Source organism: Flavobacterium sp. 9AF (genome assembly GCF_902506265.1).
Taxonomy (GTDB): Bacteria; Bacteroidota; Bacteroidia; order Flavobacteriales; family Flavobacteriaceae; genus Flavobacterium.
Map to the genome: position 1 here is coordinate 1,468,354 of NZ_LR733556.1, position 15,834 is coordinate 1,484,187.

Annotated in this window: 16 protein-coding genes and 1 riboswitch; of the genes, 3 read left to right on the forward strand and 13 right to left on the reverse strand. The window is 33.9% G+C overall.

From position 1 onward, the window contains the following. Positions 1 to 14 precede the first annotated feature (14 nt). The 9 genes from HALO113_RS06945 to HALO113_RS06985 form a co-directional block, all read right to left on the reverse strand. Positions 15 to 785 (reverse strand): thiazole synthase, encoded by a 771-nt coding sequence (locus HALO113_RS06945; protein WP_159778329.1) that lies wholly within the window; start codon positions 783 to 785, stop codon positions 15 to 17. Further along, a complete protein-coding gene (locus HALO113_RS06950; protein ID WP_159778330.1) occupies positions 772 to 1,395 on the reverse strand; it encodes a thiamine phosphate synthase in 624 nt (207 codons plus the stop codon). The genes HALO113_RS06945 and HALO113_RS06950 overlap by 14 nt, the downstream gene beginning before the upstream one ends. Further along, positions 1,388 to 2,143 carry a hydroxymethylpyrimidine/phosphomethylpyrimidine kinase gene (locus HALO113_RS06955; RefSeq protein ID WP_159778331.1) on the reverse strand — a complete coding sequence of 252 codons (756 nt, stop codon included), beginning with the start codon at positions 2,141 to 2,143 and terminating at the stop codon, positions 1,388 to 1,390. The genes HALO113_RS06950 and HALO113_RS06955 overlap by 8 nt, the downstream gene beginning before the upstream one ends. Continuing rightward, complete coding sequence (locus HALO113_RS06960; RefSeq protein WP_159778332.1) at positions 2,110 to 2,703, reverse strand: thiamine phosphate synthase; 594 nt, start codon at positions 2,701 to 2,703, stop codon at positions 2,110 to 2,112. Before HALO113_RS06960 ends, HALO113_RS06955 begins: the two co-directional genes overlap by 34 nt. Before the next feature lie 82 nt (positions 2,704 to 2,785). Then, positions 2,786 to 4,609, reverse strand: coding sequence for a phosphomethylpyrimidine synthase ThiC (gene thiC / locus HALO113_RS06965; protein WP_159778333.1), 1,824 nt, complete (start codon positions 4,607 to 4,609; stop codon positions 2,786 to 2,788). 41 nt (positions 4,610 to 4,650) lie between these two features. Then, positions 4,651 to 4,857: a sulfur carrier protein ThiS gene (thiS, locus tag HALO113_RS06970; RefSeq protein ID WP_159778334.1), complete on the reverse strand. Its 207-nt coding sequence runs from the start codon at positions 4,855 to 4,857 to the stop codon at positions 4,651 to 4,653. Between the two features lie 65 nt (positions 4,858 to 4,922). Continuing rightward, positions 4,923 to 5,020: riboswitch (TPP riboswitch) on the reverse strand. 874 nt (positions 5,021 to 5,894) lie between these two features. Next, complete coding sequence (locus HALO113_RS06975; RefSeq protein WP_159778335.1) at positions 5,895 to 6,434, reverse strand: STM3941 family protein; 540 nt, start codon at positions 6,432 to 6,434, stop codon at positions 5,895 to 5,897. An 80-nt stretch (positions 6,435 to 6,514) separates the two neighbouring features. Further along, complete coding sequence (locus HALO113_RS06980; RefSeq protein ID WP_255477917.1) at positions 6,515 to 7,591, reverse strand: RHS repeat-associated core domain-containing protein; 1,077 nt, start codon at positions 7,589 to 7,591, stop codon at positions 6,515 to 6,517. Between the two features lie 181 nt (positions 7,592 to 7,772). Further along, positions 7,773 to 8,204, reverse strand: coding sequence for a hypothetical protein (locus HALO113_RS06985; RefSeq protein WP_159778337.1), 432 nt, complete (start codon positions 8,202 to 8,204; stop codon positions 7,773 to 7,775). Between the two features lie 153 nt (positions 8,205 to 8,357). Here HALO113_RS06985 and greA point away from each other — a divergent pair, with 153 nt between their 5' ends. Next, positions 8,358 to 8,834: a transcription elongation factor GreA gene (greA, locus tag HALO113_RS06990; protein ID WP_159778338.1), complete on the forward strand. Its 477-nt coding sequence runs from the start codon at positions 8,358 to 8,360 to the stop codon at positions 8,832 to 8,834. Positions 8,835 to 8,836: 2 nt separating this feature from the next. Then, the gene (locus HALO113_RS06995; RefSeq protein WP_159778339.1) at positions 8,837 to 9,226 is read left to right on the forward strand and encodes an HIT family protein; all 390 of its coding nucleotides are present in this window, start codon (positions 8,837 to 8,839) and stop codon (positions 9,224 to 9,226) included. Between the two features lie 32 nt (positions 9,227 to 9,258). On the opposite strand, the gene HALO113_RS07000 is transcribed toward HALO113_RS06995, so the two are convergent. Continuing rightward, complete coding sequence (locus HALO113_RS07000) at positions 9,259 to 10,413, reverse strand: PAS domain-containing sensor histidine kinase (protein WP_159778340.1); 1,155 nt, start codon at positions 10,411 to 10,413, stop codon at positions 9,259 to 9,261. A gap of 846 nt (positions 10,414 to 11,259) precedes the next feature. Here HALO113_RS07000 and HALO113_RS07005 point away from each other — a divergent pair. Next, the gene (locus tag HALO113_RS07005; protein ID WP_159778341.1) at positions 11,260 to 11,694 is read left to right on the forward strand and encodes a hypothetical protein; all 435 of its coding nucleotides are present in this window, start codon (positions 11,260 to 11,262) and stop codon (positions 11,692 to 11,694) included. A gap of 625 nt (positions 11,695 to 12,319) precedes the next feature. Here the strand turns inward: HALO113_RS07005 and HALO113_RS07010 are convergent. The 3 genes from HALO113_RS07010 to HALO113_RS07020 all read right to left on the reverse strand — a co-directional run bounded on the left by HALO113_RS07010 (position 12,320) and on the right by HALO113_RS07020 (position 15,829). After that, positions 12,320 to 13,360: a GMP reductase gene (locus HALO113_RS07010; RefSeq protein WP_159778342.1), complete on the reverse strand. Its 1,041-nt coding sequence runs from the start codon at positions 13,358 to 13,360 to the stop codon at positions 12,320 to 12,322. A 133-nt stretch (positions 13,361 to 13,493) separates the two neighbouring features. After that, positions 13,494 to 14,417, reverse strand: coding sequence for a GYDIA family GHMP kinase (locus tag HALO113_RS07015; RefSeq protein WP_159778343.1), 924 nt, complete (start codon positions 14,415 to 14,417; stop codon positions 13,494 to 13,496). Positions 14,418 to 14,512: 95 nt separating this feature from the next. Next, the gene (locus tag HALO113_RS07020; RefSeq protein WP_159778344.1) at positions 14,513 to 15,829 is read right to left on the reverse strand and encodes a hydroxymethylglutaryl-CoA reductase, degradative; all 1,317 of its coding nucleotides are present in this window, start codon (positions 15,827 to 15,829) and stop codon (positions 14,513 to 14,515) included. Positions 15,830 to 15,834: the final 5 nt, after the last annotated feature.

The following is a 15,834-nucleotide window of genomic DNA, read 5'->3' on the forward strand; positions in this document are numbered from 1 at the left end:
AATTGTATAGATTTTTATTCATTTAAGAATGCCGTTAAGGGGCTCGAAGCTTGCGCTAGATTAGAAATTTGACCTAATTGAGCCTCATATGCTTTTCTACCAGCAAATACAGCTTCTTTAAAGGCTTCGGCCATTAGTTTTGGATTTTGTGCCACCGCAATGGCTGTGTTTACTAAAACCGCATCGGCTCCTATTTCCATGGCTTTTGCTGCATCTGATGGAGCACCAATACCCGCATCTACAATTACAGGGACTTTACTTTGTTCGATAATAATTTCTAAAAAATCAATTGTTTTTAAACCTTTGTTGCTTCCAATTGGCGAACCTAAAGGCATAACAGCTGCTGTTCCAGCATCTTCTAAAAGTTTGCATAAAACAGGATCAGCATGAATATAAGGTAACACAATAAAACCATCTTTTGCCAAAGCTTCAGTAGCTTTTAAGGTTTCAATGGAATCGGGTAATAGGTATTTGGGATCGGGATGAATTTCTAATTTTAGAAAAGAGGTTTCAAAGGCATCTCTTGCCAATTGAGCGGCAAGAATAGCCTCTTTTGCATTTCGTGCACCAGAAGTATTGGGTAATAAATGAATATGCTTGTAGTTCAAATGAGAAAGAATGGCATCGGTTTCTGTTTCAAAATCGACTCTTTTTAACGCTACAGTTACTAATTCGCTTTCGGAAGCCAAAATAGCTTCTTCCATTTGTTGGTTGGAACCAAATTTACCCGTTCCTAAAAATAAACGGGAAGAGAAGGAAGTAGTTCCTATTTTAAATGTTGACATATATTTTTTCGTTTAGTGTTGTTATAAGTGATGGGTTTTGGGTAAGTAAACCAGAAAGTGCCACTCCATGAAGACTTGTTTCCATTAGTAAATCGATATCTTCTAAAGTAATACCACCTATGGCTATTACTGGTGTAAAAATGTTTTCTTGTTTCATTCTCTGAAGCAGTTTTTCATAGCCTTCTAATCCTAGAATGGGACTTAATTTTTCTTTGGTAGAAGTAAAACGGAAAGGACCAAGTCCAATGTAATTGCAGTTTTCATTTACTCTTTGTTGCATATGTTCCCATGTATTAGCCGTACCGCCAATAATTTTTTTATCTCCTAAAATATTTCTTGCAACCTTAATGGGCATATCATCTAATCCTAAATGAACTCCGTCTGCGTCTAACTGATAAGCCAAGTCAACCTTATCATTAATAATAAAAGTGGCTTCATACGATTGACAAAGAACTTTGGTTTGTTCTGCAACGCTATAAAAATCTTGGGCATTGGCATTTTTAAAACGCAATTGAACCCATTGACAGCCATGATCTAAAACATTTTTAATGTTTGAAAGTTGTTCTTCTATGGTGTTTCCTTGTGAAATATACTGTAGTTTGTTATGCATAATGATATCCTAATAAAGTGGGATTGGAATTGAGATAGTTTTCAATATATAATTTGGCTTTTTTACAGGAAAAGTATAGATCTTCTCCTAAAGCAAGATGTGCGGCAATTGCAGTCGCTAAGACACACCCAGTACCGTGTTTTTCATAAAAGACCTTATGGGTTGGCGGTATACTTATTTTTTTATTTGCAATGAATAAATCATCTGTACCCGTGTTTTCTTTGTTATGACCTCCTTTTAAAAGTACAGCACAATAGGCTGAAAGTGTGAATGTTCCGTTTTCGATGCTGCATCCAAAAGGAATTAATTTTACAATCTCTTGATAATTCGGTGTAATTATATCTACTTGTTTGAGTATATGGTGCAATTGCTTTTGATTTTCAATCTTTAAAAAGTCAAAAGCAGTACTGGAGCGCAAAACCGTATCCCAAACGATTTTTACTTCTGGAACCCATTTTTTGCAACTCAATACGACTGCTTCTAAATAGTCTAAAGAAGGTACAATGCCTATTTTAATTACGGAAACAGGATAAGTTTCTAAAAGTAAACGTATCGATTCCAGCACAAAATCTAGGGGTATCCATGTGGTTTTTATAAAGGTACTTTCGGTTTGAATTGTATTTGCTGTTAAAACGGATAAACCATATACTTGAAGTAGTTCCAATGTTTTAATGTCTGCTAAAACACCAGCCCCTCCAGAAGGATCAAAACCCGCTATGGTAAGTAAGTATGGACAATTTTTTGACATTTTTTGAAATTTTGAATAGGGTTGGTACTGTTCCAAATTGTGCCAAGCAAAGCCACGTCATCGAAACCTTGTGTAAGGGTTGCTACTATATTTTCGGCTGAAATTCCTCCTAAAGCAATCCATTTGGTTTTCCAATTGTTTCGTTCTTTTGTTTGCTTTAAGAGGTTTTGACTAGGTTTATAATCGGTTTTAGAAATACTAGGATAAATCGGACCTATAAAAGCATAATCATAGGATTCAGCTAAGTTGTTAAAATCAGTTATTGTATGTACGGAAGTAGATAAAAACGGAACTGGTTTTTGATAGGTATCGGAAATTGTTTGTCTTACTTTTTCTGTAAAATGTAGCCGTTCCAACTGAAATTCTGCAACTAAATTATAGTGTTGATGCAATACCAATTTAGAATGGTATTTTGAATCAATAGCAGCTATATAGCAACGTAATTCTTCTTCTGAAGCATCTGGTTTTCGAATGTGAAACAACTCCATGCTTTCTTCAAAAAGAGCATGGATGATGTTTATTTCATTCACTATTTCCGTTGGATTTGAAATTACTATCATGATTTTTCTTTTATTAAATCTAAGTTCTCGATACATTTTTTATTCCGTTTCTCTCCATAAAAAACACACGAACTGACGATTGCTACAAATAAAGTTCCTTTCCGTTTTCGATAAATTCTTCCGACATTTCTTGCATGCCTTTCTCGGCTGCTGCGGTATCTCTAATTTCTTGAGAAATCTTCATAGAGCAAAATTTGGGACCACACATCGAACAAAAATGGGCTACTTTAGCACCGTCTGCAGGTAAGGTTTCATCGTGAAATTCTCTAGCGGTGTCTGGATCGAGTGCCAAATTGAACTGGTCTTCCCAACGAAATTCAAATCGGGCTTTACTCAAAACATTGTCACGATATTGTGCTCCTGGATGTCCTTTAGCTAAATCGGCTGCATGAGCGGCAATTTTATAGGTAATTACACCATCTTTAACGTCTTTTTTATTAGGTAAACCTAAATGTTCTTTCGGAGTTACATAACACAACATGGCACAACCATACCAACCAATCATAGCGGCACCAATAGCAGAAGTGATATGATCATAACCTGGAGCAATATCGGTTGTTAAGGGACCTAAAGTGTAAAAAGGAGCTTCGGAACAATGTTCCAATTGTTTGTCCATATTTTCTTTTATCAGGTGCATGGGTACGTGACCCGGACCTTCAATAAAGACTTGGACATCATGTTTCCATGCTATTTTAGTCAATTCGCCCAATGTTTCTAATTCAGCAAATTGAGCAGCATCATTAGCATCAGCAATAGAACCCGGACGGAGACCATCTCCCAAAGAAAAGGCAACATCGTATTGTTTCATGATTTCGCAAATTTCTTCAAAATGCGTATATAAAAAGTTTTCTTGATGATGGTACAAGCACCATTTGGCCATAATAGAACCGCCACGGGAAACGATACCTGTTACCCGATTCGCAGTAAGGTGAATATAACGGAGTAAAACACCTGCATGAATGGTAAAATAAGAAACGCCTTGTTCTGCTTGTTCAATTAAAGTATCTCTAAATATTTCCCAAGTTAAATCTTCAGCCACGCCTTTTACTTTTTCTAAGGCTTGATAAATAGGTACTGTTCCGATGGGAACTGGAGAGTTACGAATAATCCATTCTCTAGTTTCATGAATATTTTTACCTGTGGAAAGATCCATAATGGTATCGGCACCCCAACGACATGCCCAAACTGCTTTTTCAACTTCTTCTTCAATGCTAGAAGTGACCGCACTGTTTCCGATATTAGCATTAATTTTGACCAAAAAATTTCTTCCTACAATCATAGGTTCGCTTTCTGGATGATTGATATTGTTTGGAATAATGGCACGCCCAGCGGCTACTTCACTGCGTACAAATTCGGGAGTAATTTTGTTTTTAGGCGTATTGGCACCAAAACTTTCGCCTGCATGTTGGCATTGTATGGCTTTGGATTGGTTTTCTTGTTGTTCAATGCGTTGGTTTTCGCGAATTGCAATATATTCCATTTCTGGAGTAATGACGCCTTTTTTAGCATAGTACAATTGCGTTACATTGGCTCCTTTTTTAGCACGCATGGGTTTGTGTAAGAATTCGAAACGCAAATGGTCTAGTTCAGGATTGTATAAGCGTTCTTTACCATATTCAGAAGAAATTTCGGTTAATTCTTCTACATCACCTCGGTCTAAAATCCATTGTTCGCGTAAACGCGGCAATCCTTTTTTAACATCGATTGTTGTATTCGTATCGGTATAAGGACCTGAAGTATCATAAACGGTAATGGGTGGATTTTTTTCCACACCTCCTTTGGCTAATTTAGTATCAGACAACGTAATTTCGCGCATGGCTACTTTTATAGGGTGTAATTGTCCATCGATGTATACTTTTTTAGAGTTGGGAAACGGGGTACGTGATATTTTTTCTTCGTTTGTCATAATTTATTTAGTTGAAAGATTGAAAGATTGGAATAACGCTATTAACCACCTTGAGTAGCTGTAATAATTAGAATTGTATCTGTTGGAGAAAGAAAATAATGTTCCCATTGATTTTTGGGGACCACCATTTCGTTTACGGCAATAGCAATGCCGTTTTGTTTCGTAGGAAGTTCGGCATCGATTAATTCTTGAATGGTAAGCGATGGGCGATCGAAGGTTTTGTTTTTGTTGTTGATTTTTAATTCCATTCCTGAGTGATTTTAGTATATAGGTATACTTTAGGAATGGCTATAACGGTACAAAAATATGTACCAGAAGTCATCTTACTTTTCCCTACGCTAGTATGAACTAGATCAGGTTCAGAGGGTAAAATCTCAGCCTGTAACATTACAGACACCCCTAAAGTGTGAAACAAATGTAGTGAAATGAAATGAAAAAAAATGGAAAACGAAATAAAATAACAAAATAATAGCAAGTGGTTTTATTTGTTTTGTAAGTACCAATTTTAAGTTTTTATAGAATTACAAGTGCAACAAGGCATCCTCCTATAGTATTTTTGAAATATACAAGTGCAACAAGGTACATTACTATAGTGAAGGCTACTATTACAAGTGTAGTAGTATATACTCCTATAAGAAGTGCTTACAAGACGGTTTTACTTTAGATAGGTGTTGATGACTATTTTAAAATAACAAAAGCCACTTGTTATGTGGCTTTGTCTTTTTATTGTGCTACGAGGTCTCCTGACCTCGTAGAGCGTGTACGTTTTATTTAGAACTCTTCGGAGAGCTGGTCTTATCTTCTCCTTCTTTAGAAGTTGTGCAAAAAATAGCAGAAGTTTTAAATGTCTCTATAGATACTTTAGTATTTGGACAAAAAAATGCCGAAGACGATATAAACGATAAAGAATTAGCTACTTTGTTTAAAAAGTACAGCATTTGTCTGATAAACAAAAAGAAACCGTTAAAGACCTTATTACTACATTTGTCTTTCAAAAAGATATTCAAAAACAGTTTTCTTAAAACTTTACAACAACACTATAAAACAACAAAAGCCACATTGCTGTGGCTTTTTGTTTTTATATTGTGCTACGAGGTCAGGAGACCTAGTAGAGCGTGCAACTAGTTGTCAAAATGTTCAGAAAAATATATTCTTAAAAAAACAAGAATAGCCATTATTAAGACAAACCATTTAAAAAATTTTAAATTGTTAATATAACTTTTTAATAAATGGTTATTGACGTTTTCTTCCATTTGAAAAGACTTTTCTGGGTATTTCTTTTTATTTAATTAGAACTCCTTGGAGAGTTGGGTGCTCTTTTAGATTTTTTATAAGCCTGCATAATTTTTTTTTCAAGATAATCAATATCACATTCTAGAAGAGCACTTGAAATTATAATACTATTTTTATAATCCCAATTATGCGACCATCGAAGAAATTTTTTTAACAAGTTATTGTTGACTCTTTGAATAATACCTTTTTTTAAAAAAATTTGAATACAATTTTTCTTAATTCTTTTGATTTTATAAATTTCGTCCCATCGTATTTTTCCAATAGTTTCATATTTTGAATTATCAATAAAAAATTCTTCAGTAATGATTAGTGCATAACTTCTTGGTACGAGATTTAAAAAAGAATATAATAATGCCAAAAAATACATCATTGCAATTATTCCAAGCAGAGTTATGTGCCATTCTTTCATTAAAAAATTTCGAATAAAAATCTTTGGTTCTAATATAAACCAGATGGATATAGATAGCATTACTATAATAAATAAAATTCCAAAAACAATTCTTTTCTTATTAAAATTAATTCTATTTTCCATTTTTCTTATCTAAATAAATTATTCCAGCGAGAGCAAGTTATTAAAAATAAATTTTACCATTGTTAAACATTCTACTAGAATTACCAAACTGGCATAGCAGTTGTAAATGTGCCTTTAACCGTTCCGCTTTTAGGTTTAGAAAGATCTTCATAAATCTCCTCCATTTTTTCTTCCCCAACAGCACTACCAACAACAGCTCCAACAAATACAGTAACAATAACTCCAGGACCTGTTTTAATACCTAACAATCCTAGAGTTCCTCCTGCTATAGCTCCACCTAGCCATCCTCCTCCAAGATTTCCTACGGCACCTGCTACTTGTTTATTTCCTTCATGTGTGTTTGTTTGATAACCATAATAAATTTCAGGAACTTCTAAAGCAGCAGAAACTCCCCATGATCCCCAATTAGTACCTTTTGCGGCAAAACCATAACCAGTCGTCCCATTAAAATAAAATCCCTTTAAATTATGTAGCCCTCTCATATTTGGTTTCCAATAAAATCCATTTCCGTATTTTGCTGTACTAAGAACTACATATCCTCCTTTTTTTGATAATCCTTTAAAATTTTCACTTAAACCAGCAAGTAATTCATCGAGATATTCCAAATCTCCTTGACCTCCATATGTATAGACTGTATATGGTACTGCTAGTGGTAGTGGTACAAGTTTATTTTCAAAATTATTAAAATCATAAGGTTTCATCCACTCACAACCATAACCATAACCGCTTAAAGAGAAATTCGACATCAAATCTGTAAAATTATTCTGACTGCTTCCTCCATAAACTGTAATTTCAGGTAAGTTTATTGTGCCTCCGTTTAAAGCTCCTGCTTCTGCACTAATCCAAGGACCATACACAGTTCCACTTCCATTGCTCAATTGATGTTCTTCAAGACCTTCAAGCTCAATAGAATCTATTAACCTATTTCCGCTAAACTGATACGGAGTATACCATGGATATTTTTTCTCAAGCGGATCCGTTGCAAAAAACCTACCCACTCTCGGGTCATGCATTCTAAAAGTGTAGTTTAAACTATTTCCTTCCCCTTTTAGCTCGTCATCTTTTTCTTGTCCTTGGAAGCCGTAACGGTAGGCTGGGCTTGAGTAAGTGCGGCCTGGCAAGGTCATTCCAAAAGGATAGTAGTCATTATGCTTGATACACTACTTTTAACAATATCTTAAGCGATTTTAAAAAGTATAAAAACGACACTTTTTAGCAATTTTCGACACTTTTTGAAGCACTTTTTAAGCAAAAATCAGGTCGTTTTTTAGGCTATTTATAAGAACGTTTTGTCTCTCAAAGATTAGACTTTTTTTAAAATGGTTTACAGGTTTTAAACTAATTATAAACTCTTAAAGTAGAAGCGTTAACTTGTTGCACTCGGTATTGTTTCATTGGATATTCTTTTCCAGGTGCCTGACCAGTAAAAAAACTATATTCTGCATCATCACAAGCACAAACTGCTTTAATTCCATTTATAGTCATTGTAGAACAATTACTTAATGATTGATTTGGACAAGCTGCATCAAATGCTACATAATTATTACTTCCTGCATTAAATACAAAGACACCTCTTATACCAGCTATACCAGAATTGATATAAACAGAATTACTCACAAATTGTAGATTGTTATACTGTGGCAAATTAAGATTAATTGTCAAATCAACTGGGTAATCTGGCAAATAGGGATTATTGTTATTAATTGAATCGTCTTTATTGCAACTTAAGAGTAAAAAATATAAAAACAGATATAAAAAGTTTTTTTTCATTTTATAGAAATATTTAAAAACCAAATGTAATTTATTTAAATTTGACGAACTAATAAAGAATCATAAATTAATTTTAAAAAATAATTATTATCTTTGCATAAAGGAATCCCGCTTTTGTGGGATTCTTTCTATTTATATATAAACGATGAAGTTATGAGTACAGTATCTTATTATACAGCAGACGGTTTAAAAAAACTTAGAGAAGAGTTAGATCAATTAAAAAGTATAGAACGTCCAAAAGCATCTCAAGCAATTGCTGAAGCGAGAGATAAAGGAGATTTATCAGAAAATGCAGAATATGATGCTGCTAAAGAAGCACAAGGTCTTTTGGAGATGAAAATTGCTAAAATGGAAGAATTGGTTGCAAATGCCCGTTTGATTGATGAATCGCAATTAGATGTTTCAAAAGCTTTGGTTTTATCTACAGTTAAGATAAAAAATCAAACTAATGGTATGGAAATGAAATACACTTTAGTTGCTGAAAGTGAAGCCGATTTAAAAACAGGAAAGATTTCTGTAACTTCTCCAATTGGGAAAGGACTACTTGGTAAAAAAGTAGGTGAAATTGCTGAAATTAAAGTGCCAAATGGGACTTTAAAATTTGAAATTTTAGAAATTACAAGAGAATAGTTATGGCTTCCATTTTTACAAAAATCATTAATGGAGAAATTCCATGTTATAAAATTGCAGAAGATGAAAATTTTATTGCTTTTTTAGATGTGAACCCTAATGCTAAAGGACATACTTTATGTGTACCTAAAGTAGAGATTAATAAGATTTTTGATATGGAAGAAGAATTATATTTAAAATTAATGTCTTTTTCCAGAAAAGTAGCAAAAGCTATAGAAAAAACAATTGAATGTAAAAGAGTTGGTGTTGCCGTAGTTGGGTTAGAAGTGCCGCATGTTCATGTACATTTAATTCCATTACAAGACATGGATGATATGCGTTTTCAAAGAAAAGCTAGTTTAGAAAAAGTAGAATTTCAAAATATTGCACAAGCGATAACAGAAAATTTATAATATAAATCCCGATAAGTATCGGGATTTTGTTTTTATAGCACTTCTTTTTTATAACTCACTTGAATGGTAGTGCCTTTTCCGATTTCAGAATGAATTACCCTAATATTCCCTTTGTGATATTCTTGTACAATTCTTTTAGTAAGTGATAAACCCAATCCCCAACCTCTTTTCTTTGTTGTAAATCCGGGTTCAAAAATTTTATTGAATTGATTTTTAGGAATTCCTTTTCCTGTATCGGTTACTCTAATACGTACTTTGTTTTTGTCTTCCGAAATTATTATTTCTAATTTTCCTTTTCCCTTCATAGCATCAATGGCATTTTTAACTAAATTTTCAATAGTCCAGCTATGTAAAATGGGATTCATTGGAATAAGAATAGGATATTTAGGCCCTTTAAAGAAAAAATCAACATGATTGGATGTTCTCGATTGTAAATAATCGAAAGAATTCTTGGTCTCCTCCACAATATCTACTCTTTCCAAAACAGGTTCGCTACCAATTTTTGAAAAACGATCCGTTATCGTTTGCAAACGGTTAATGTCTTTTTCAATTTCTTGAATGGTTGTAGGTTCAATGTGCTCTAATTTTAAAATTTCTAACCAACCAATTAGAGAGGATAATGGTGTGCCTATTTGATGTGCTGTCTCTTTAGCCATACCAGCCCATAATTTGTTTTGAGTTGCCATTTTTGTAGCTCTGTAAAAATTATAAACAACCGCACCAAAAAGAATGATAATTAAAACTAAGGCAATAGGATAATATTTTAATTTATTTAAAAGTGGAGAATTACCATAGTAAATTAAGCGATAATCATTATTAGAAAGTGCCATTTTTATTGGCTGATTTTCCGATTTCATTTTTTCAAAAAGTCTTCTCAATTGAATACTGTCTCCTGCTATTTCAGGATCAATATTATTATTATTTAAAATGATTTCTTCGCTATTTACTTCAATCATAGGGTTAGAGCCATTAGAACGAATAATATCAAAAGGTAAATCTACATCTGTATTTTCATCAGCATTTGCTAAGGTTTTTTGGGCAGAAACCCATAACTCCATTTTTTTACGTTCATCATTTTTGAAAATTTGAAAGAACACATAAGTATTCCATAAAATAATGATAACGATTAAAAAAGAAGCTAAGATGATAAACCAACGAGTTATGTTTCTTTTTTCAGAAAATTGCATATTTAATATTTGTAAGTAAAAATACTAAAAAATGTTCTGACTATAATGTTTGAGAATCTAATAGATTTACATCTCACTTTAATTTTGAAATGTCTATTCCTGCGTGAAATAAATAATTTTTCATGAATTTGAGATTAAGATCATCAAAAATGTTGAACTTCTTTAGAGCCTTTATTAGACCACTATGTACATCATTCTATTTGAAGTAATTTAACTAAGTTTAAGGAGAAGACAGAGGACTAATGCGCGATATAAGTCACAAGCTTAGCGGAAATGTTAGTTCACCTCTGTTTTCCTTTGAATAAATTTAGTGATTTTTTAAAATGTAAAGTAAAGGCGGAAATGCTTTCCGTCCCCACAAAGTAAATAAAACAAAAAGCCACTTCACTGTGCTTTTGTAATTTTAAAAAAGTCATCTCTACCTATCTAAAGTAAACTTGTTTTTAAGCACTCACAATAGTAACCTACTTTACTACACTTGTACCTAGTATCACACACAGTTGTAACCTACTCTAATACACTTGTAATTAGTATCACTTACAGCAGTAACCTACACCCCAGCTAAGCTAAGTGTTCTTTAAAAACGTTACGTGCTGAGCTAAGTGTTTAGGCTCCGCAAAGTCTCCCGACTTTGCGGTCTAATTAATTATAGTTTTTAGTTAATATGCTACAATAAAAGAAAATGCATTAATTAAGTATTTAAGTCAATGATTTTTTTATAATTTAGCTCAAATTCGGGAGACTTTACGCAGCTGGGAAAATATGATGATAATGGAGTTGAAAAACGAAATATTCTGTTAAAAAAGAAAATATTGGGCGTGAAGTTGATATTAAAAATTATGTAGAATGATAAAATATTTAGCAGTATTGTTAATTTTCCTATTGGAAATTAATAACTTTAATGATGAATTTTATACTTTTCGTGTTTTTTTAAATAATGAACCTGTAAAAAACGGATATATCCATTTTTTATCTAACGACGAGTTAATAAATGATATTAGCACAATTGGTTTAGATCTTGAAGAAAAATATAATAAGAAATGTAAAATAGATAAAAATGGTTTTCTAAAAATTAATAAAAAATACTTACAAAAAAAACATAATAATATTGGAAAAGACTCAATGAGATGTATAGTTAGGTGTGGTCATGATTTTGGAGTTTGGGAAAAATTTAAAATTTCTGACGATACTATTAAAATCAATATTATTTTCTCAGAATATAAGGATTGCTTTATGTCAAGAAAAGAAAGTGATATTGTACTAAAAAAGTGTGTAAAGTAAAAGTTTAGTAATTTTAAATTACAGATAAAAACTTACAACTTTATGAACTTTACGCACAATTAAATTTCGGAATTATTACTGGATATTGCAAATTCAGATAACGGCAGTAATTTACTTTTTCAAATGACTTTAGAAACTGATGGCTCGGATATGCCCAGATAACTATGTTTTAACCCGATAGCTCGGATATATCACCACAACATTAGCGCGGATTTATAATCCGTGCCTACAATCAAAATAAAACAAAAAGCCACTTCACTGTGGCTTTTGTTATTTTAAAAAAGTCATCAAAACCTATCTAAAGTAAAACCGTCTTTTAACTAATTCCTATAGTAACCTACGCTACTACACTTGTAAATAGTACCACTTACCATAGGTGTATGCTTTGTTGCACTTGTAAATTTCAAAAATACTGTAGGTGTATGCTCTCTTGCACTTGTATATATAAAAAATACTGTAGGAGTATACCTTGTTGCACTTGTAAACAACATCACAAACTGTAGTAGTATGACTGTTGCACCGCTACTGCGTAATTTATTCGTGTGGTAAATGGAAATAAAAGAAGCTGAAACAAGTTCAGCTTGACAAGATTTTGCTTTTTGGATAGGCTTTTGTTATTTTGAAATCATGAATTATATACCCTATTCTCCTGCTCGGCTACGCGAATGAAAGTCGTGCGTTTGGTGAGCTCTTTTAGTTTAGCAGCACCTACATAAGTACAGGTACTTCGTAAACCTCCTAAAATGTCTTGTATGGTATCTTCTACTTTGCCTCTAAAAGGTACTTTTACAGTTTTTCCTTCACTGGCTCTATAGTTGGCCACACCACCTACATGCTTTTTCATAGCGGTTTCCGAACTCATGCCATAAAATTGCTTGTACTTTTCTCCTTTTATTTCAATCACCTCTCCTCCACTCTCTTCATGACCGGCAAGCATCCCGCCGAGCATTACAAAATCGGCACCTGCTCCAAATGCTTTGGCCACATCACCAGGAATAGCACAACCACCATCGCTAATAATTTGTCCACCTAAACCATGAGCCGCATCGGCACATTCTATAATGGCAGATAATTGAGGATAACCAACTCCTGTTTTTACGCGTGTGGTACATACCGAACCGGGTCCTATTCCTACTTTAATAATATCGGCACCGGCTAATAAAAGTTCTTCTACCATTTCACCTGTTACTACATTGCCTGCAATAATAACTTTATCTGGAAACTGCTTTCGGGTTTGTTTGACAAATTTTACAAAGTGCTCGGAATAGCCATTGGCTACATCAATACAAATGAATTGCAGTTTTGGGAAACGTTCGAAAATGGCTTGTACCTTTTTTTCGTCTTCTTTACCTGTCCCTGTACTGACTGCAATATAGGAATACAAATCATTTGGGATTTTGTTGAGAAATTGCGCCCAATCGTCTAAAGTATAATGTTTATGAATCGCTGTAAAAATATGGTGTTTTGCCAAAGCCAAAGCCATTTCAAATGTACCTACTGTATCCATATTCGCTGCCATGATAGGTACACCACTCCACACATACGAACTATGCAAAAATTTAAAATTGCGTTGCAAATCTACTTGTGCTCTACTGCTTAAGGTGGATCTTTTAGGACGAATCATTACGTCTTTAAAGCCTAATTTTAGGTCGGTTTCTATTCTCATTTTTGGAGTGCTTTGTTCAAATGTAGGTTTTTCTTTTGAGATGGACAAAAGCATTCATCCAACTTCACAACAAAGCCTAAATTGTTGAAAATCTTACACTTTTAGGAATAGAAAATATTTGACAAAAGAAACCTTAGTTACCCAATACCATGTCTTCGTAACTCAAAATGGTTGGATAGCCTTTGGCTACAAAATAATCGGTTGGTTCGTTTTTAGAGAGTACCATTACAAAATCACCTCCCCAAGCTCCTAGACTTTTAACCACACCTTTAAAATCGGGGAAGAGTTGTTCTTTTACCGTTTCGGTTTCTAACACATCGCTCATAATGGCTTGGTGTTTTTCCATAAGTAAAGCAAAATCGCGACCTTCTTGAACCGTTAAGGCTTCTTGCGTAATGGCATTGATTTTTGCAATTACTTTATCTACGCGATGTTGTTTATTGATATAATTAGAAATCGCCGATTTACTGCTTTGCTTTTTATTCAAATAAACAAAGTAAATGTTTTCTTTAAAAGGCGGATTAAAAGCAACCACCTCAACGGTAGGTTTACCATTTTCAATAGTGTACAATATAGGTTCGCCATTTTGAGCGCAGGCTACATCGTAACCACTACCACCAAAGCTTTTTTGTAATAATTCGAAAGCATCGATTTCTAGCCAAAAGCCAATATTATTTATTAAAGTAGAAGACGTTCCCAAGCCCCAAAGTCGTGGAAAAGTAAGATGAGTTGTAATCGTGTAGCCTTCACTTTCCAAGATAAAGCTTGGGTTTTGAAGAAAAGCTTGATGTAGAATTTCTAATAAGGTATTTTTAATTTTGGAATGAGACTCTTGAAGGTCTTTGGTTTGAATGGCTTCAAAAGTAAGTGTATCTTGAAACCAAATCGTACCGTCAGAATCGTAACTTGTCCAATGCATTTCTTTGTTGCTACCTTCATTTACAACTAAATTTTGTCCGAACTTAGTAGGTACAGCCAAAGCTTTAGCTCCATCCAGAACCACATATTCCCCTGTAAGGAGTAGTTTTCCGTTACTGTAAAATATTTTTTCTTGCATGATTGTGTTTTTAGCCCTGATGGAAGCGGCATCCTGTCATTGCGCGGAACGAAGCAATGACAGATATAGCGTACAGCAGGAAATAGCTCCAAAAATTAGTGGCGTAAACTTTCTAAATAATCCACCACTAAACTATGGGAAATCGTGGTGTTTTTGAAATAATCCAATACTTTTATTTTTTCTTCTTTTGTGGCTTGATGTTGATTCAAAATGTTATTAATATGCATTTTCATGTGCCCTTGCTGAATACCTGTAGTGGTTAACGAACGAACGGCAGCAAAATTTTGAGCCAAACCCGTTACCGCTACAATTTGCATGAGTTCTTCTGCACTTGGATTGCCTAACATTTCCAATGAAAATTTTACCAAAGGATGCAAACTCGTGAGTCCGCCAATGGTTCCTAAAGCCAAAGGTACTTCAATCCAAAAGGTAAAAATATCGTTTTCAATTTTAGCATGAGACAAACTGCGATATTGCCCAGACTGACTTGCGTAAGCATGCACTCCTGCTTCCACCGCTCTAAAATCGTTTCCAGTAGCTAACACCACCGCATCGATTCCGTTCATGATGCCTTTGTTGTGCGTTACTGCTCGGTAAGGTTCGATTTCCGCAATATTGACCGCTGTCACAAACTTTTCAGCAAATTCACGAGGGTTGATGTTGGCATCCTCACTCATTTGATCAACCGGGCAAGAAACCTCAGCACGCACCACACAATTCGGCACATAATTACTTAAAATACTCATGATTACCTGAATGTTTTTTTCAGTTTCAGTAAACGCTTCGTAATCGTGGGCTTCGTTTTCTAGTGTTTTAGCAAATTGCTCTAAGCAAGTGTTGATGAAATTGGCACCCATACTATCTTTGGTGTTAAAAGTAGCATGCAATTGATAGTAATTCGGTAATTCGTGTGTTTTATTTTTTAATTGGATATCCAAAATACCACCACCGCGTTTTTGCATATTTTTGGTAGCATTTTCGGTAGCTGCAAAAAATTGAGGTTTAATCGTATTGAAAAAAGTTTCTAATTTTTCAAATGCTCCTTGGAACAAAAAATGCACTTGTCCTATCTTTTCTGTATTGATAACCCTTGCTTTAAAACCTCCTCTTTCTCCCCAAAATTTAGCTGCTTTAGCAGCAGCAGCCACAACCGAACTTTCTTCAATAGCCATAGGAATCGTGTAGCTTTTACCATTAATACTAAAATTAGGAGCTACCCCATAAGGCAAATAGAAATTGGTAATGGTGTTTTCAATAAATTCGTCGTGAAGCTTCTGTAAGGCTTCATTAGAATTCCAATATTGGGTAACAATTTGTTTAGCTTCTTTAGGATTTACAAAATAAGCACTTGCAATCCATTCGATTTTTTCTTCTTTAGTAAGCTTAGAAAAACCTTTTATATTTTGCGTCATAAATG